Genomic DNA, 17,702 nt, shown 5'->3' with positions numbered 1-17,702 from the left:
TATTGCGAGTGACGTATGACACAAATTTTAAAACATTCGTTTGAGGCTGTGAGTCTGTTGACTACCAACAACGGTATGCTTGACGTCACTATTGTTCCAGCAGTTAACCAGCCGGACTGGATCATTCCAAGTAGCCTAATTTTGAGTGTGGATGAGTCCCAGCAGCAGGTTTCTAGGTACGACTGGCAACAGCAAGATTTGGCTGTATTTCATTTGCTACTGCAAGATCAAATCCCAGACAAAATGGTTGTTTTGGAAGGTAATACGACTGATCACCGTTTTGCCTTACAGACAGCAGGTGATTTGCGTCAGCTGCAAGCACGAATTTCTGAAGTCAAAGATGTAGAGACACCTGAACAGTTTAGTACTGCCAATGGCGAAGATAGGGAAGAGTACTTTAATAAAAATGACGTCTCATCCTACCTATATCAAACAGTGATGATTGATGACGAGCTATACTTAGTGCCAGATTTGGATAAAATTGCCTATCACCTGATTGATTCGGATAGCTAGATTCTTATCGCTATTTAAGGTATTCTCCGTTCTATAAATAGTAAGCCAGTAATGTTAATGACTTCATCTGTTGAAGAGCATTAGCTGGCTTATAAAATCGATTAGAGATAATTCCTGATAAAGGTAGTAGAGTCACTCATGAATAATGCCAACTCGAATGTATCAAAGTGGTCGGTTAGTAGCCGTATTTTTCATTGGATTAGTGCAGCCTTACTGTTAGTCACATGGCTAATGATACTGCTATATGAGAATTTAGATAGCAATGTGTTTATTGGATACCATAAAGCGTTCGGCGTGAGTCTATTATTTTGGATGATTGCCCGAGTCATCAACCGCATTTTTACCAAGGCACCACCACCGTTAGCCATGCCAAAATGGCAAATGCTCGTATCTCAGCTGTCACATTTTGCTCTCTATGCCATACTGATTGCTATGCCAATGGTTGGCTTATTGATGGCAGTATATGGCGGTCGACCAGTCGATATTTTTGGTACTTTTCAGATACCTGTATTCGTGACCCCAGATAGAAGTTTGGCTCGTTTTTATAATAACTTGCATACTGAGATTATCTGGCCAATGATTATTGGTTTTACGGTCTTGCATATAGCAGCCGCGTTATATCATCAGTTTGTCAAAAAAGACAATCTCATTGCCCGTATGAAATAATCTTTAATCGATAAACATCAAAAAGCCCCAAGTATCAAACTTGGGGCTTTTTTTATTCATTGTAGAAATACGTACTGTTAGAATGCTATTTCTTATGCTCAGGTAAATTGATATTCATCTCTAACACATCTAAGCTGTCTTCAGAACGATGGTTAATATTGACATCATCAATTTGCACACCGTTAACGTATTTGTTCACAACTTCTAAGATTTCACGTTTCATTTTTTCGATACGATCAACCGTTAAGCGATTGTTCAATCTGTTTTCGCTAGCAACGATAACTTTTAAACGCTCAGTTGCTAAATTTGCGCTACCTGCGTTACTGTTGTCGTCAGTACCAAATAGGCTACTCCAAAATCCTTTTTTCTTAGTCATCATTATCCCCCAAACCAGCGCTGTAATAGACTCTTTTTCTTCACGTCAATATGACGTAATGGACGCTCTTCACCCAAGAAACGGGCGACAATGTCTTCATAACATTGACCAGCCACAGAGTCGGTATAATGAATAACTGGTTCGCCATGGTTGGACGCTTCAAGCACAGAATGGCTCTCAGGCACAACCCCAAGTAGTGGAACTTTTAGGATATCATTTGAGATAGTATCAATATCCATCATCTCATTGGCAGCCGCACGTTCAGGATTATAACGAGTAATAATCAAATGCTCGCGAACAGTCCCTTGGTTCTCTTCTACTTTTTTCGTCTGACTTTGCAGAATACCGATGATTCTATCTGAGTCACGCACTGAAGAGATCTCAGGGTTAGTGACAATAATAGCTTCATCTGCATGATACATCGCTAGCTGTGCACCGCGCTCGATACCGGCAGGTGAGTCACAAATGATATAGTCAAACTGTTTAGAGAGTTCAGCCATTACCTCTGATACCCCTTCGTCTGTCAGTGCGTCTTTATCGCGTGTCTGACTGGCGGGCAGGATATATAAGTTTTCAAGCTGTTTGTCTTTGACAAGTGCTTGCGACAAACGCGCGTTTCCAGTGATGACATCAACGAAGTCATAAACAATTCTGTTTTCGCAACCCATGATTAAGTCTAGATTACGTAGACCTACATCAAAGTCGATAACAACTGTTTTATAGCCACGTAACGCCAAACCAGCGGCAAAAGAAGCACTTGTCGTGGTTTTACCCACACCGCCTTTACCTGAAGTGATTACAACTATCTTCGCCACAATGGCACACTCCTATGAATCAATGGGATATCTTTTATATAAATAGCAAAATTACATGTTATTCACCTAACATATATACACTATCTTCGAAGCTAGCCTAGCATAAATAAACAAAAATTTATAGCAGCTCGATACTAAAGCAGAAAAACAACCTATGTATCGCTAAATTAGCCTCTCTGCGTAATATTAGTAGGGTTATAACTATGGTTTTTGGCTTGTCGAATAGAGCAGCTTAACTACCTTAGTTTTCTATAAAGTCACTTCACGGTGTATTATTTTTAATGGCGTTCTAAACTTCATCCATCACAGTAAATACTAAGCCTTCGCCTTCTACAAATTTCACTTGCACCGACTTGTCGATGACATGCTCAGGTAAGTTGTCTCGTAAGCAATAGGTTCCTGCTACTGATACCAATGACGGATTAAAGACTTGGCAGAATATACGGGCATCTTTATCCCCTGTTGCGCCTGCCACCAAACGCCCTTGTGCACGGCCATATACATGCAAGCTATTGTCAGTAATCGCTTCAGCACCACTATTGATACTACTGGTCAAAATCAAGTCGCCACCAACGTGATTGAGGCTTTGTCCTGAACGCAGCATTTGATCATAGATTAAGCTAGTAATATGCTGAGTACTTACCAATGTCTCGGTTGGCATATTAGATAGTGTGGTTTCAGTGGCAGGTTCGCTCGTGGTAGAAGTATCATCGACGTTGTTAGCACTAACTGCTTCGGCGTTATCGTTTTCTACTGCCTTTTGAGTAGGGATGGGAGCTTTTTTACTTGGTAATATACGCTCAATACGCTTACCATCTGCTGGGAATATCGCTAAGCGCTGCTCACGTGCTTGCGCATCAAGCATACCTGTCACCACGCCAATAGGCTGCAATCCCCATGCCCATAACAGCTCTACCAATGCTGATAAATCTTGTTCAACGTCACTATCAATAAGGATAGGGATATTGCTCGATTTATTACTGAGCGTTTCAGTTAGCTGAGCTTCTATAGCTGCTAGATCGCTTGTACTAAACTGTACGCGTGAAAACGTCAGCATCTTGCCATAGAAAGCTAGCGCTGGTGCAGTCTGGTTATCGTTAGCTGAAACTGTCATATACAAACCCTTAAAAATAATTCTGTCACGGTATTATGTCTCTTATTACGTCATGCTATTAGATAGCTAAACTATAGATTTAGTATATCTTGGTGCTTCCATTGCTGCACTTTTACTTGCGCTTCAAACGCAGTCAAACTGTCATCAATGATACTAGAAATTAAGGTATCTAGCGCTGTATTATTGGTATCTATTTGCGCAATACCGCTAGCAATTTCCATCATTAATATATCCAAGCGCTTAGGGTCTAAAAGTCGCTTGTTTAATGCATTTACGACGTTCTCACCGATATTGTGCCCGACGTGATGTAGCTGTGATTCAATAAGGCTGCCCGCGATCGGTATCATGCGTAGATAGCGGCGCAACTCAGGTGTGTTGGCCAATCCTTCTTCAATAGCATTACCCATTTCGCTCGCCAATATACTGCCGCCACCTGATGAGGCAGTCAGTTCCTGCAGCTTTGGTGCAAGCTCTGTACGCAGTACGGACAATACGGCCGCTTCAATCTCATTTCGATTTTTTGCAATCGTCGACTCGATGAATGATTTATGCGTGTCTGAACTGGTTAGCTCTTGTCGAAAGTTTTGTATCGCTGTCAAAATAACGCGATCGGAGAGTTCTTCTAACAGTAGGTCAATGTAGAACTTGATTCGATTGATCCACGCCTGCGGCAGTACTTGATAGCCAAGCTGATATAGACGTCGTCCAATAACGACCGCTCGCAGCAGTCGCAAAGCACGTAGCTGCGGAAAACAGCCTAATACTTCGTACCAATGAACGAATGGGAAAAAGAACCAGCGATAATAGACTTTTTGTTTGATGGCAATCGCCCAACGCAATAGCAACTCAACGACCAAAAAGATAGTAAAAAATCCTCCAGCAGTGCGTAGAGGATCATGTAGGGTTGTTTGATACCAATTGAGCGCTTCACTGATGGTTAGCCATTCTGCAGCATTACTACTAAAATTGCTCATCAAAATAGCGTCGATACTGATCAATAGCAGATCAATACTGATGGCAATAATCATGACAATATCGTAAGTGAGCTTAAAGCGACTCGGCTTTGGATGGTTCGGTTTTGGTGGCTCATCACTTATTGGATAAGGAGGCTGACTCAAAACAGATTCGGTAGCTAACGGCGAGCTAGTAGTAGAGGTGGGCACAGTCATACCTTATAAGTAATAAATGGCACAAAAAATGGGTCAGAATTCGATATTTACTACCATTTACTATCAAAGTAGACATCGAAAATCTATGAGTTCATGATTAGTCACATTATCAATGAATAAGGCTAAAAAACAACCCATCCTTAATTAAAATTTACTTATGATGCATGGCTGTTTTAACAGTAAACATCATAAGTAAGATATGACTATTGTGACATTTGTACCCGTAATTTTGTTGTCCAATAACTTTTTATCTCGTGCTCGATACTTATTACATTAACGTTTGTTACATCGATATTTAGTACTTAGTATGCTTGTATAGACTGTGCTTGGTATTTGATAAGATTTGACGGACAGCCAGTTTAGTATTGCTGAGCGTCTTTGTTAGGCATCTTGCGTTTTAGGATTGGTTTCAAAATCTACCAACATAGTGCTAATACGTTCATCTTTTTGACGCCACACTTGCTCAACCCAGTCGAACATTTGAGCTTTTGTGTCTTCATCATTTTCGTAGCCACCTTGTTTGATACTTTCGAACAACGCATCTGGTATGTCGATGTAGCGCAAATCAACGCCCAAGCGTTTGATATTACCTTTCCAAAGATCCCCATAGCTTGGCACACCATCAGGGTATACGATGGTCATGTCTAATATGCCATCGATATCTTCACCTAGCGCGCTGATAGCCAATGATAATCCGCCTGCACGAGGTTTTAATAAGTGCGTATAAGGCGATTTTTGCTGAGCTTGTTTGGCTTTGGTAAAACGAGTACCTTCCAAATAATTTAATAAGGTAAAAGGTTTGTCTTTTAGTAGGGCGCAGGCACGTTTGGCTTCTTCGATGTCTTTGCCTTTTAGCGCAGGGTTTTTGGCGATGGCTTCTTTTGAGTGTCGGCGCATCATTGGAAAATCTAAAAAGTAAAAAGCTTGACCAACGATAGGGATGTAGATCAGCTCAAACTTGGTAAAAAATCGCGTAAGTGGCAAACGTTTTTCGCCAATATACTGCACGATGCTAGTATCGACCCATGATTGGTGGTTGCTCACTAGCAGGTATTTACCATTGGTATGGATATCGTCCGGTAGGTTGATACGCCAATCTTTACGAGGCAACATGTTATCGATCAAGGCACTGTTGCTACTGATCCAGTGAGTAGCAATTTTTATGACGGCTTTGTCTGCAATAGAGGCGCCAGTAATGACTTTACCGACGCCCATTAGCCATAAAGGAATACTACCACCGAAGCTATTGGCGGCGATGACACCAGTGGCTGTTGCAAGCGACACAGCTTTACCCAATTTAGGCGAACGTTTATGCATTTTTCGAATGGTAGATGTCAATCGCATGCTCAATCCTTTTCAGTCTATCTGATTAATAATAAGCCGTATGCCGCTGAATCTGTCCTAGTCAAGTCAGGAATATTATGAACGTAAAGCTTCAAATCATGACTATTTAAAGCCGACAAATTCAGCAATATAATTTTAGCAGAAACATGTTGTAGTGTACGGTTGTAAACGTGACTAGTGGTAGCAAGGCGCGAAAATTTGACCTATAAAATCATTGAAATATAACCTGCACTTCTCATACATAGGTATGACAAAATATTACACAGAGATAGGTTGTAGTTGCCATAATAATAGGGAATGTAGATAAGTACTTAAAAAAGATTAATGGACAATCTTTATAAAAAGCACGATTTTTAAACTTAAGAGGAAATATTATGCGTAATACTTTAATGATTGCAGCAGTAGCATCAGGTCTAGCACTTAGCGGCTGTACAACAGATCCAAACACTGGACAACAGCGTCTAAACAAAGCTGCTCTAGGTGGTCTAGTTGGTGCAGCAGGCGGTGCAACTATTTCAAAAGCAACAGGCGGCGACAAAACTGGTCGTGATGCGGCTATCGGCGCAGCACTAGGTGCAGGCGTTGGTTACTACATGGAGCGTCAAGCTCGTCAACTTGAGCAGCAAATGGCTGGCACAGGCGTAACTGTTGAGCAGAACCCAACCACTGGTAACATTGATTTGGTTATGCCAGGTAGCATCACGTTCTCATTTGATGATGCAACCCTTAGCTCATCATTCAAGCCAACGCTTGATAAGCTTGCTTCAACGATGAACCAGTATAACCAAAACACAATTACTATCGCTGGTCACACTGATAGCAAGGGTTCTGCATCTTACAACATGGGTCTGTCACGTGATCGTGCTTACTCAGTTGCTAACTACTTAACAGCTCGCGGTGTTGCTTCAAACCGTGTAAACGTTGTTGCTTACGGTGAGTCACGTCCAATCGCAGACAACAACACTGAATACGGCCGTGGTCAAAACCGCCGTGTTGAGCTAACAGTTAATGCACCACAGAGCGTAAACTAATAAATAGCTATAACTAATAAATAGTTATATAGCTATTAAGTATGTGCTAGATATTTGAGCACATATATTTCAAAAAGAGTCAGCGATATGCTGGCTCTTTTTTTATGTTTTCAGTCTGAATAAAACAGTGAGTATTGATAGATATAGTTAATATTAAATTAAATATTGATAATGATTATCAATAACACTATAATTTGTCAGTGTTTGCTATCAATGCAATATTAAACGTCTTATCGTGCGCACTGAGAGTCAATGTGCATGGCTAAGATAGCCTGCTGTAACATGGCTTGATTATCAAAATAATTGAGGCTACTTAACCAAAACGAATTTTTTGCTATATTTCTTGAGGATATGTATGACGATTACCACAGTAACGAGCCGTAAGCTTTTACCAACTACTTTAGCTGTTGCACTTGCAGGATTGTTAATGGTGTCGGGCTGTACAAAGCAAGCCGATGAAGACACCAATGCTGCGACAGAAACGCAAACAGAAGTAGCAAACACAGAGACAACTGATAATACAGAGATGACTGCTGCCGAAAAAGCACATATTGATAGATTGATTATCAGTTATGCAAATATGGCACACGCCGCCTATAAAGACTCGTTGGACACTGCTAAAGCGCTACAAACTGCGGTAGAAACTTACGTGGCCACTCCAACACAAGAGAACCTTGATGCTGCAAAGGCTGCCTATAAAGCAGCACGCCAACCATATTCACAAACTGAGATTTTCCGTTTTGATGAAGGCTTTGTGACTGCCAATGATAAACGTGCTATCAACAGCATCGATAGCTGGGAAGGGCAGATCAATGCTTGGCCACTTGATGAAGCGCTGATTGATTATGTTGGTGACGACTACGAAGGCGAATATAACAGCCAAGAAAATATCATCAATAGCGACAGCATTACTGTTGGTAGTATCAAGCAAGATACCAGTACGATTACGCCTGAGCTACTCGCAGAAATGAATGAAATCGGTGGTAGTGAAGCCAACGTAACGACTGGCTATCATGCGATTGAATTTATGCTGTGGGGTCAAGACAACAATGGCGTAAAAGAAGGCGCAGGTAATCGCCCAATCACTGACTATGCGACTGAAGCCGGACAGTGTACTAGTGGTGAGACCGTCAATGAAGATGCCAGTATCTGTGAGCGCCGTGGTGAATTCCTAACCGCTGCAACTCAACTATTGGTTGATGATTTGACCGCGATGGAAGCTCAGTGGCAGCCCGACACTGAGAATACTTTGCGTAGTGATTTGATAGCGCGCAAATACGATAATGGTCTGCGCCAAATTATGTATCAAATGGGCAGCTTAGCATTAGGTGAGCTTGCGTCTGAGCGTATGCAGGTCGCTTTTGTTACGGGTTCTACCGAAGATGAGCACGAATGCTTTAGTGATTTGACTCATTTAAGCTATGCCAATAATGCGCGCGGTATCCAAAACGTCTTTAATGGTAGCTATACAACAGTCGCTGGCAAGACAGTGGGCGGCTACGGTATCAAAGACTATCTAACGGATAACGGCCACACAGAAGCTGCTGATAAATTGGCTGCTGAGTTCAACAAAGTAGAAGGCGCGTTCAACGTTATCGTTGAAAAAGGCGAAAAAGACGGCATCAAGATTGACCAGATGATTGCAACTGTCGGTCAAGCTAGCCAAGAAGGTATCTCTGCTGAAGAACAAAACGTCCGTCGTGGATGGGTTGAAGCGGGTATCACTAGTTTACAAGAGCTGACGGCCAGTATCGAAAACGCTGCAAAAGCAGTTGGAATCGATAATTTAGACGCAGATGCTGGGTCACAGTTTTAAGAAAAAATTTAAGCTAGCGGCCCTTATCTATAAGCTAGCGGCACTTATTTAAAAGCCTTTCATTGGCTTTGCGACGTTTTATTAGTCGTTATAGGTCAGCAACCGCTGTTTATTGGATACTTAGATTAGATATAATACGTGCGTTGTCAGCCACCGTTGGCAACGCATTTTTACGAGCATTAAATAAGCCAATTGGCCAGTGTACCATTTCATTATATGTCGATAAGCAATGATTGTGACGACATATAATGAGATGGTATGACAAAATTTTAATGGTTCTACTCTAGCGCTAAGGCAATTAATTTCTATGAACGCCAATTATGTTAACCCCTCTGATTCCCCTCTTGCTACTCAAATCCTACGACATATACCTTCTAAGCTTGCGCTAATTATCGCCAGTGCAATGGCTATCAGTGCGTGTCAACCATCTGACAGCGTTTCAGACGATACTTCAGAGCAGGCCTCAAATAATGAAAGCAGCAGTGAAAACAGCCAAGCGCTGTCATCTGAACACGCCAAAAATATAGAAACACTGGCGGGCGTGCCGATGCAGCAACTGGTGAGCTTTGACCCTCAAGAGATCAAGCAGGGCGGTGACTCTGGTATTAGCATTAGCAGTGCTGAGAGCTACTCGAAGCCCTCATCAAACCTAGCTGCTTCTCGTAAAGGATCATTCTTTATTGGTAACGCGTTTTTCAAGCAGCCGTGGGTCGTCGCACCTGCTAGTACTGATAGTCGTGATGGACTGGGCGCATTATTCAATGTGGCCGCTTGCCAGTCTTGTCATGTCAAAGATGGGCGAGGTCATGCGCCGATGACTGCCGATGACGATGCTGATAGTTTATTGATTCGTCTGTCTATGCCAGCGACGACCGATGAGCAGCGCCAGCAGCTACAGGATTCGCTGATTGAAAAGGTGGCTCATCCTATGTATGGTGGCCAGCTACAAGATCGTGGTATTCAGGGCGTGCCTGCTGAAGCGAGAATTGCGGTGCAGTGGACAGACACACCAGTTACCTTTGCTGACGGATATGTCGAGACACTACGTGCGCCAACGTTTAATTTGACCAAACCTGGTTACGGTGCTTTTGACGATGACATGATGGTATCGCCGCGTGTGGCGCTACCGATGATTGGGCTTGGGCTACTAGAGCAAATACCTGACGATGACATTAAAAAACAAGCCAGCGACAGTAATGATAGCGATATCAGTGGTAAGTTTAACTGGGTGATGGATCCACAAACGGGCAAGCGTGCGCTTGGACGATTTGGGTGGAAAGCGGGTCAAACCAAGCTGATTACCCAAAACCAAAGTGCCTTTAACGAAGACATGGGTTTGACGTCGAACATCCGTCCTAACGAATCCTGTATGCCAACGCAGACCGCTTGCCTAAATGCAGCGACAGGTGCTGATGAGCAGGGTAATGGTAAGCCACCTGTGGAAGTAAACGATGAGGTTGCTAAGTTTGTAGAGTTTTATACTCGCAATCTAGCAGTGCCGCATCGCCGTAATGCAGATGATAAGCTTGTGCTGGCTGGCAAAAAGCGTTTTTATGACATGGGTTGTCAAAGCTGCCATACGCCAAGATATCAGTTGCCAAAAACCGACGATGATCATCTTGAGCAGCATGGACAAGTGATTTATCCTTACACAGATTTGCTATTGCACGATATGGGCGATGATCTCGCTGATCGTACGATTGCTGGCAAACTACCACCGAAAAGTGCCCAAGTTGAATTTTTAGCCAACTCTTATGAATGGCGTACGCCAGCACTTTGGGGCGTAGGACTTGCTCAAACAGTTGATCCTCAAGCGACGTTCTTGCATGATGGCCGTGCCCGTACGTTGATGGAAGCTGTTTTGTGGCATGGCGGAGAAGCCGAAAAGCAAAAGCAACAAGTATTAAAGTTAGACAAACAAGGTCGCGCAGAGCTTAATGCGTTCCTAAAGTCGCTGTAATAAAGTCGCTATTATAAAATCAGTATAAAAACGCTATAAATTACTAGCTATAACATTACCGAGAAACCTATGAAAATAAACCACGCTTTGGCAATGGCGCTATCTGCATTGAGTGCTGGACTGCTGATCAGTTGTGTCAAACCTGCCGATGACAACAAAGCTGCAGATGTAGACAGCCAAAAAGTTGTGCAAGACAGTGCAGCTACTGACAGCTCAATAGAAAACAGCAAAGAAAGTACTGAGCAAATCGTTGCAGTAGATATCAGCCCTGAGACTGCAAAAACGTATTTGACGCATGTGGCAGACGATATCGTGATTCCTGCGTATGCTGATGCAGCCAAGCAAAGCGATCTGTTGAACGAACTGGCGCAGAAGCACTGTACCCAAGCGCCAGTAAGTGGCGATGAGCTACAAGCATTACGTGCACAGTGGCTAGTATTGGCACAAGCGTGGTCAAGTGCTGAGATGGTCAACTTTGGTCCTGCGACTGCTAGTATGAGCAATCTATACATCAACTACTATCCTGACGAGCGCGGACTTGTACACAGTGGCGTGGCTGATTTGATTGCTGCCAATCCAAAACTAACGCCAGAACAACTTGCTGGCGAGAGCGCTATCGTACAAGGCGTACCAGGGTTGGAAGAGGCTTTGTTTGCCAATGACAGTTTAGACGCTGGTCAGTGTGCTTACGTGATTAGTGCCAGTAGTGCGTTGAGCACGCGTCTAAAAGACATCGAGAAAAACTGGCAGCAAAACGTGACTGATTTATTGGCGATAGACAAAACAGCAGAAAGCGATAGAGGTCTAAATCAGTGGATTAACTCTCTATTGTCATTGATTGAGACCATGAAGTCTAATGCCATTGATCAGCCACTAGGTCTGACAGGTAAAGCAAAAGGTCATCTGCCTGCTGCTACTGCTGGTCAGAGCCGCGCTATTATCAATGCTAAGTTAGATACTATCAATAAAGCCATGACTGACCCAGTACTGACGGCTATTCTTGGCAGCAATGATGAAAACAAAGTTTCGGATAATTTATCGACCGCATTAGCTGATACAACCGCATTATTAGCACAAATGCCAGAAGATTTATCAGAGGCTAATAAGGATGATCAACAAGCGTTATACGATCATCTGACTGATGTCACTCGTCTGATTAAGCGCCAGTTAATCCCAGCACTTGGTATCCGTGTGGGCTTTAACAGCACTGATGGCGATTAGACAATGTCTACTATCGAAGCGGGTACAGCAGTGTCAGCAGTCCAGACTCATGACCAGATGAACAGGTCTAATCGGTCTGGGAGAACTTCGTCAGCTCATGAGCTTTTGACGACTTCAGTGCTGACAGCAGTGGGTACGGCGGCGCTAGTCGGTATTCACCATCGTTATCGTAAGCAGCAGCATCCAGATGCCAGTCTGCAAGATTATGTAGATGGTATTTGTACGCAGTTGCAAGCATTACGTGCGGCACCTGTTTCAACGCCGAAGCTTTCGCGATTGCGCTATGCTTGTGAGCAAGCAGCGGCAACCTGGAAGCAGGCTTATCATGCTGTAGGTGATGATAATAGTGATGTACCTGATTTTGCTGTCATGCATACGACAACGATGCTGGCACGACCAGTCAGTTGGGTCAGTGGCGTCGCCTCCATGCCAAAAGGTCAGGCTACATCAAGCCAGAATGAGCACGACTTTGGTGTGGTAGGTATTGATGCCGATAGACAAATCGTTTGGCAAACGACTATGCCTGAGCGTGTCCACGACATCGTTGTTCAGCCTGTATCTGTCAATGTGTCTGAAGCTCAAACTCAGCATAATAATGTCGAGCAGAGACGTGATGTCGTCGTCATGGGTCGTCGTCCAAGTGAAAGATTTTGGGTGCTTAATACGTCAAATGGGCAAGTACAACATGCGATCAAAGCTGATGTAAACCGTCACTTTTATGGTCATGCTTGCTATAGCTTAGATGGCAGCTTGCTTTACGTAACCGAGAACGACACAGTGAGTTTGGCAGGTAAAATTGGTATCTATGATGCCAATGATGCTTATAAAAAAGTAGCAGAATTTGACTCATATGGTATCGGCCCGCATGAGCTGATTATGCATCCTGATAGCGAAACGCTCGTCATTGCAAATGGTGGCATCAAAACTGAGCAGGCCTCACGCGAAGAGCTCAATCTAGATACCATGCGACCCTCACTAGTTTATTTGAATCGTCACGATGGCACACTGCTTGAGCAAATAACTCCCGAGCATAATCAGATGAGTGTGCGCCACTTAGCCATGCACAATAACGGCACTGTCATGATCGGTATTCAGTTCCAAGGTGAAAAGCATATCAATGTACCGTTAGTGCTGACTCATAAACGTGGTGATGCCAGCTTTACACCACTCACTATGCCAAATAATCAATGGCAACGTTTTCACCAATATATCGCTAGCGTGGCGGTGGATAGTGAGTGTAACTTACTGTGTGTGACCACGCCGATTGGTGGCTGTGCGGCGATTTATGATTTGCATACTCGCGAGCTGATTGATGATGTAAGCCTGCCAGATTGTGCAGGGGCTTCGGTGTTAGTTAATTCTAGTGCTTCAGTGGGTGAAATTGATAAACATACCGAGCCGACAGGATTTATCGTCAGTGATGGTCAAGGGCAGTTAACAGCGCTAAAAGTAAATGCTTTACCAGAAGTAAAATTGAACGTAAACGATGTTGAAACTCATGAGCGGATTATCAAAGACAGTCAACTGCATATGATGTCGTTTGACAACCACTTACAAGCGTTATAATAAGTGACGCTAAGAAAGAGCTACAGACGAATAGGCATGGCGATTAATAATGACTATTGCTAGAATGGCAGTAATAGTCAGCCAAGGAGGTAGAGCATTAGCTTAGACACCAATTTAGATACTGTCAGACAGCAGCTTGCACAGGCAGGCATCGAGCTAAACATCAGTAAAAAGCGTGTTAAAAATATCAATTTTCGCTTAAAGCCTTATACGTTGATGGTCTCTGCACCGATGCATGTCAGCGCATCACAAATGTTGCATGCTGTGGCTAAGCGGGTGCCGTGGGCTATTGCAAATCACCAACAAGTATTAGAGCAATACAAACGTAGACAGAATACGTCATCAGACTTTTCAACTGCTAATAATTCAGTGTTGTTATGGGGTACAGAGCAATCATTTAGGCTCAGCCCCGATCAAAAAATCACCTATTATCGGCAACAACTCTCCGAAGTCGCACCTGCACTATTTAAAAAGTGGCAGCCAATCGTTGGCGCTTATGCCAATGAAATACGGTTAAAAAAAATGCACACGCGTTGGGGCAGCTGCAACACGCGCGCAAAACGAATTTGGCTATCGGTTTATCTTCCTGCCTATCCTATCGAATGCACCGAATACGTAATCGTTCATGAGCTGTGCCACTTGCATCATGCCAATCATAGCCGAGCGTTTTGGCAAACCGTTGCCACAGCGATGCCAGATTATCAGCAATGGCATAATATCCTAGCGGGCAAGACAGGACAGCTGGACTAAACCTATCATCTAACTATCTAATCAGCTAAATAGTTCTAGTAAGCACCTCGATATCATCTGTGTAACTTTCATTATGCAGAGCATTAAGTCCTATTTTTATCATCATTTTTAAAATAAGGACACACCTGGATAAGCCTGATATTATAAGAAATAACGGTACAAATCGTGTCGTTTAATTAACAAGTTTATATACAGGGATGTCATATGGAAAACGTCAACCAAGCGGAGTTTTGGCAGCAGCGTTATGAGAAGAACAGCATCGGTTGGGACATGGGGCAGGTGTCACCACCGCTAAAAGCTTATATCGACCAGCTACCTGAGAGCGCGAAAGATCAAGCGATACTAGTGCCAGGTGCGGGTAATGCTTATGAAGTAGGCTATTTATATGAGCAAGGTTTTACCAATATTACGTTGGTTGACTTTGCCCCTGCACCAATTGAAGCATTTGCAGAGCGCTATCCTACTTTCCCTTCTGAGCATCTGATCTGTGCGGATTTTTTTAGTTTGTCAGCTGAGCAGTGTCAATTTGATTGGATACTTGAGCAGACGTTTTTTTGTGCGATCAATCCATCGCGACGTGATGAATACGTGCAACAGATGGCAATGCTGTTAAAGCCACAAGGTAAACTGGTTGGGTTGTTGTTTGACACGGATTTTGGACGCAAAGAGCCACCATTCGGCGGCAGCAAGGAAGAGTACCAGCAGCGTTTTCAAAGTCATTTTGATATCGATATTATGGAGCCCAGCTATAATTCACATCCAGCACGGCAGGGTAGTGAGCTATTTATAAAGCTGCGAGCGAAGTAAGCTCGCGCTTGATATTATCTCGAGCTTGTGTTTCCAACTGATTGTAGTAATGGTCAGTTAGATAAAGCTTGGGATGTGCTAGTAATCCTTGCAACACTGCAGTGCGCCCATCACGGTAGTTGTCAGCGGCAACATGCTTATATTCTTGACGTATCGCCTTTGCATATTGCTCATATGCAGTCCACGGCGCGCCCAAGATACTTAAATCCATATCTAACAGATATGCCGCATCGTTATATTTGTCACTGGCTACCAACGTATCTATCTGATGATTAGCGGTCATCATAATGAGAGCGTGAATCTGTTGGTATTGCTCTGGACTGAGATAAGGGCTCAAGGTATCTGTTGCAAATTCTGCACTTCTCAACTCGTTGTCGGAGCGTGTTGGGTCGTAAATCACATCATGATAGTACAGTGCCAATGCAATGATATGCGGCTCAGACAGAATGTGATTAATATTCTCAAGCTGTACCAATAACTGCTCAATGTGATTGAGTGTATGGTAAGCACGTTGTGGTTCACCATAGCGCATTACGATATCCTGCCACAGCCTATCTATTTGCTTTGGCGTGATAGCACTGGTCATAGCTGACAAGTGCTGTGCAAAGTACTTGCCAAGATCATCATGTTTATATAAGACAGTTTTCATATGTCATTTTTGCACTATGACCGTGGTAAAGATGGTTTGATTATTCTTTGTTAGCCACTGCGTCTTTAAATGCTTTGTTGAATACATCACCGAGCAAGCTAACATCATCGACACGCGCATAGTTCAGACGGGTGACAAAGGCAATATGGCGATGCGGCCCGTCTTCAGCCAATGGTATGGCGACGGCATTCTGGTTTTGCAGGTGTAGCTGATCGAGCGCCATTTCAGGCACTAGCGTTGTGCCCATATTGGCAAGTGCCATTTGAATCAAAGTGTTTAAACTGGCATCTGAGAAGCTTGATTTCATTTGTGCGCGGTCGAAATGACAAACAGACAGGGTCTGGTCAGTTAGGCAGTGTCCTTCACCAAGTAGCATGAGGTTGGCAGTTGCCAGTTCATCAGCATTGATGGTCTCAAGCTTGGCATGTATGTCATCTTTTGGAAATACAGCAAAGAAGTCTTCACTCCAAAACTCAAAACTGTGTAGCCCATCTACCGCATAAGGTAGCGCAATGATAGCGGTGTCGATATGACCGTAGCGTACCTGTTCAAGCAAACGCTCTGTCTGTTGTTCGACGATGGTCATACGGAACTCTGGATATTGTGCACGCAGCGCAGGCAGTACTTTTGGCAGCAAATAAGGCGCAATCGTCGGAATGATACCGACAGTCATGGGATAGGCAAGCGGCGTCTGATGGCTATGAGCACGCGTGGTCAAATCGCTGACCTCAGAAAACACTCGCTGCGCCCGTGTGAGGATGTCTTGACCGATAGGGGTAATCAATACCTGTTTATTGTTGCGCTCAAAAATCTGAGTATCTAGCTGTTTTTCTAATTCTGCGATACCCAAACTTAGTGCAGATTGCGAGATATTGCAATCTTCAGCCGCACGTTTAAAATGACGATGTTTGGCGACGGCTAGGGCAAACTCAAGTTGTCGTAAAGTAATCATAAAACCTCTCTGTTAGTGGGTTTTTAATGCAATTTATTATGTTTGGTCAACCTTTATAAGGTAGCAAATTACCAATTAAGCACCAATGATAAAATGTAGAGATAATAGTTTAACAAGTTTAATAAAACAAAACATCACATTAAAAACTTTTAACTGGATTAACCGTAGAATTCGCGTATAGTTTGTCAGGTAGCCCAGAGAGCTAGAGGGCTAATTGAAAAAACCATATAAATAATTTCCAATTTACTTAACTATAGAGGAGCCAACCATGGCGTCTATCATCAATCAAGAAATCCCAGAATTTTCAGCAGATGCATACGTAAACGGTGAATTCAAAACCATCACTTCAGAAGACGTAAAAGGCAACTGGGCGATTTTCCTATTTTACCCAGCTGATTTCACGTTCGTTTGCCCAACTGAGCTAGAAGACATGGCCGCTCATTATGACGAGCTAAAAGGTCTTGGTGTTGAAGTATACTCAGTATCTACTGACACGCATTTCACGCACAAAGCATGGCATGATTCTTCAGAAGCTATCGGTAAAGTACAATACCCAATGATCGGCGATCCTACTGGTAAAATCACTCGTGGCTTCAACGTCATGATTGAAGAAGCAGGCTTGGCTGAGCGCGGTACGTTCTTAGTAGATCCTGATGGCTTGATCCAAGTAGCTGAAATCCATGCTGGCGGTATCGGCCGTAGTGCAAAAGATATGCTACGTAAAGTGAAAGCAGCACAGTATGTTCGTGAAAACGACGGCGAAGTTTGCCCAGCAGCTTGGGAACAAGGCGGCGACACATTAAAGCCAAGTCTTGACCTAGTTGGTAAAATCTAAGTAGATATTTCATACTTAGATAAAAGTAGCGCTGTATCTTAAACGTCTGATTTAAGTCAGTGCTACAAATAAAGACCCCATTAACATAAGTTGATGGGGTCTTTTTACGTCTTAAGCA

The 17,702-nt window shown here is 43.3% G+C and carries 17 protein-coding genes; 10 read left to right on the top strand and 7 right to left on the bottom strand.

The window, feature by feature from the left end; translation table 11 throughout:
* Positions 1-15: 15 nt before the first annotated feature.
* Both FQV37_RS08880 and FQV37_RS08875 read left to right on the top strand, forming a co-directional pair.
* Positions 16-513 (top strand): hypothetical protein, encoded by a 498-nt coding sequence (locus FQV37_RS08880; RefSeq protein WP_160022428.1) that lies wholly within the window; start codon positions 16-18, stop codon positions 511-513.
* 138 nt (positions 514-651) lie between these two features.
* Positions 652-1,179 (top strand): cytochrome b, encoded by a 528-nt coding sequence (locus tag FQV37_RS08875; protein WP_160022426.1) that lies wholly within the window; start codon positions 652-654, stop codon positions 1,177-1,179.
* An 85-nt stretch (positions 1,180-1,264) separates the two neighbouring features.
* Here the strand turns inward: FQV37_RS08875 and minE are convergent, their stop codons facing one another.
* From minE to FQV37_RS08850, 5 genes are all read right to left on the bottom strand, one after another.
* On the bottom strand, positions 1,265-1,555 hold the full coding sequence (minE, locus tag FQV37_RS08870; protein WP_057762631.1) for a cell division topological specificity factor MinE: 291 nt from the start codon (positions 1,553-1,555) through the stop codon (positions 1,265-1,267).
* Between the two features lie 2 nt (positions 1,556-1,557).
* Positions 1,558-2,370 carry a septum site-determining protein MinD gene (minD, locus tag FQV37_RS08865; protein WP_057761560.1) on the bottom strand — a complete coding sequence of 271 codons (813 nt, stop codon included), beginning with the start codon at positions 2,368-2,370 and terminating at the stop codon, positions 1,558-1,560.
* 289 nt (positions 2,371-2,659) lie between these two features.
* Positions 2,660-3,484: a septum site-determining protein MinC gene (gene minC / locus FQV37_RS08860; RefSeq protein ID WP_160022424.1), complete on the bottom strand. Its 825-nt coding sequence runs from the start codon at positions 3,482-3,484 to the stop codon at positions 2,660-2,662.
* A 71-nt stretch (positions 3,485-3,555) separates the two neighbouring features.
* Positions 3,556-4,653 (bottom strand): hypothetical protein, encoded by a 1,098-nt coding sequence (locus FQV37_RS08855; RefSeq protein WP_227526578.1) that lies wholly within the window; start codon positions 4,651-4,653, stop codon positions 3,556-3,558.
* A 381-nt stretch (positions 4,654-5,034) separates the two neighbouring features.
* Positions 5,035-5,997: an acyltransferase gene (locus tag FQV37_RS08850; protein WP_160022419.1), complete on the bottom strand. Its 963-nt coding sequence runs from the start codon at positions 5,995-5,997 to the stop codon at positions 5,035-5,037.
* 374 nt (positions 5,998-6,371) lie between these two features.
* Between FQV37_RS08850 and FQV37_RS08845 the strand changes: the two genes are divergently transcribed.
* The 7 genes from FQV37_RS08845 (at position 6,372) to FQV37_RS08815 (ending at position 15,148) form a co-directional block, all read left to right on the top strand.
* On the top strand, positions 6,372-7,028 hold the full coding sequence (locus FQV37_RS08845; RefSeq protein ID WP_057761553.1) for a YiaD family glycine zipper/OmpA-like lipoprotein: 657 nt from the start codon (positions 6,372-6,374) through the stop codon (positions 7,026-7,028).
* Positions 7,029-7,383: 355 nt separating this feature from the next.
* Positions 7,384-8,844, top strand: coding sequence for an imelysin family protein (locus FQV37_RS08840; protein ID WP_160022417.1), 1,461 nt, complete (start codon positions 7,384-7,386; stop codon positions 8,842-8,844).
* A gap of 403 nt (positions 8,845-9,247) precedes the next feature.
* A complete protein-coding gene (locus FQV37_RS08835) occupies positions 9,248-10,804 on the top strand; it encodes a di-heme oxidoreductase family protein (protein WP_160022462.1) in 1,557 nt (518 codons plus the stop codon).
* A gap of 69 nt (positions 10,805-10,873) precedes the next feature.
* On the top strand, positions 10,874-12,025 hold the full coding sequence (locus FQV37_RS08830; RefSeq protein WP_160022415.1) for an imelysin family protein: 1,152 nt from the start codon (positions 10,874-10,876) through the stop codon (positions 12,023-12,025).
* Between the two features lie 3 nt (positions 12,026-12,028).
* Positions 12,029-13,591, top strand: coding sequence for a DUF1513 domain-containing protein (locus tag FQV37_RS08825; protein WP_160022413.1), 1,563 nt, complete (start codon positions 12,029-12,031; stop codon positions 13,589-13,591).
* Positions 13,592-13,687: 96 nt separating this feature from the next.
* A complete protein-coding gene (locus FQV37_RS08820; protein WP_160022460.1) occupies positions 13,688-14,341 on the top strand; it encodes a M48 family metallopeptidase in 654 nt (217 codons plus the stop codon).
* Positions 14,342-14,545: 204 nt separating this feature from the next.
* Entirely contained in the window at positions 14,546-15,148 is a 603-nt protein-coding gene (locus tag FQV37_RS08815; protein ID WP_160022411.1) for a methyltransferase domain-containing protein, read from the top strand.
* Here FQV37_RS08815 and FQV37_RS08810 read toward each other — a convergent pair.
* Both FQV37_RS08810 and FQV37_RS08805 read right to left on the bottom strand, forming a co-directional pair.
* Complete coding sequence (locus tag FQV37_RS08810; protein ID WP_160022409.1) at positions 15,126-15,797, bottom strand: HD domain-containing protein; 672 nt, start codon at positions 15,795-15,797, stop codon at positions 15,126-15,128. The two genes, FQV37_RS08815 and FQV37_RS08810, sit on opposite strands and share 23 nt — an antisense overlap.
* A 40-nt stretch (positions 15,798-15,837) precedes the next feature.
* Entirely contained in the window at positions 15,838-16,749 is a 912-nt protein-coding gene (locus FQV37_RS08805) for a hydrogen peroxide-inducible genes activator (protein WP_160022407.1), read from the bottom strand.
* Positions 16,750-17,017: 268 nt separating this feature from the next.
* Between FQV37_RS08805 and ahpC the strand changes: the two genes are divergently transcribed.
* Positions 17,018-17,584, top strand: a complete 567-nt coding sequence (gene ahpC, locus FQV37_RS08800; RefSeq protein WP_057761534.1) for an alkyl hydroperoxide reductase subunit C — start codon at positions 17,018-17,020, stop codon at positions 17,582-17,584.
* Positions 17,585-17,702 lie beyond the last annotated feature (118 nt).

It is taken from the genome of Psychrobacter nivimaris, assembly GCF_009812035.1.
Classification (GTDB): Bacteria; Pseudomonadota; Gammaproteobacteria; order Pseudomonadales; family Moraxellaceae; genus Psychrobacter; species Psychrobacter nivimaris.
The sequence above is the reverse complement of the archived record's forward strand: the minus strand, read 5'-3'. Positions and strand labels throughout refer to the sequence as shown.

Coding starts and splice junctions, on each gene's coding strand:
- FQV37_RS08880 (WP_160022428.1), top strand. CDS start 16: ATGACACAAATTTTAAAACATTCGTTTGAGGCTGTGAGTCTGTTGACT.
- FQV37_RS08875 (WP_160022426.1), top strand. CDS start 652: ATGAATAATGCCAACTCGAATGTATCAAAGTGGTCGGTTAGTAGCCGT.
- minE (WP_057762631.1), bottom strand. CDS start 1,555: ATGACTAAGAAAAAAGGATTTTGGAGTAGCCTATTTGGTACTGACGAC.
- minC (WP_160022424.1), bottom strand. CDS start 3,484: ATGACAGTTTCAGCTAACGATAACCAGACTGCACCAGCGCTAGCTTTC.
- FQV37_RS08855 (WP_227526578.1), bottom strand. CDS start 4,653: ATGACTGTGCCCACCTCTACTACTAGCTCGCCGTTAGCTACCGAATCT.
- FQV37_RS08850 (WP_160022419.1), bottom strand. CDS start 5,997: ATGCGATTGACATCTACCATTCGAAAAATGCATAAACGTTCGCCTAAA.
- FQV37_RS08845 (WP_057761553.1), top strand. CDS start 6,372: ATGCGTAATACTTTAATGATTGCAGCAGTAGCATCAGGTCTAGCACTT.
- FQV37_RS08840 (WP_160022417.1), top strand. CDS start 7,384: ATGACGATTACCACAGTAACGAGCCGTAAGCTTTTACCAACTACTTTA.
- FQV37_RS08835 (WP_160022462.1), top strand. CDS start 9,248: ATGGCTATCAGTGCGTGTCAACCATCTGACAGCGTTTCAGACGATACT.
- FQV37_RS08830 (WP_160022415.1), top strand. CDS start 10,874: ATGAAAATAAACCACGCTTTGGCAATGGCGCTATCTGCATTGAGTGCT.
- FQV37_RS08825 (WP_160022413.1), top strand. CDS start 12,029: ATGTCTACTATCGAAGCGGGTACAGCAGTGTCAGCAGTCCAGACTCAT.
- FQV37_RS08815 (WP_160022411.1), top strand. CDS start 14,546: ATGGAAAACGTCAACCAAGCGGAGTTTTGGCAGCAGCGTTATGAGAAG.
- FQV37_RS08810 (WP_160022409.1), bottom strand. CDS start 15,797: ATGAAAACTGTCTTATATAAACATGATGATCTTGGCAAGTACTTTGCA.
- FQV37_RS08805 (WP_160022407.1), bottom strand. CDS start 16,749: ATGATTACTTTACGACAACTTGAGTTTGCCCTAGCCGTCGCCAAACAT.
- ahpC (WP_057761534.1), top strand. CDS start 17,018: ATGGCGTCTATCATCAATCAAGAAATCCCAGAATTTTCAGCAGATGCA.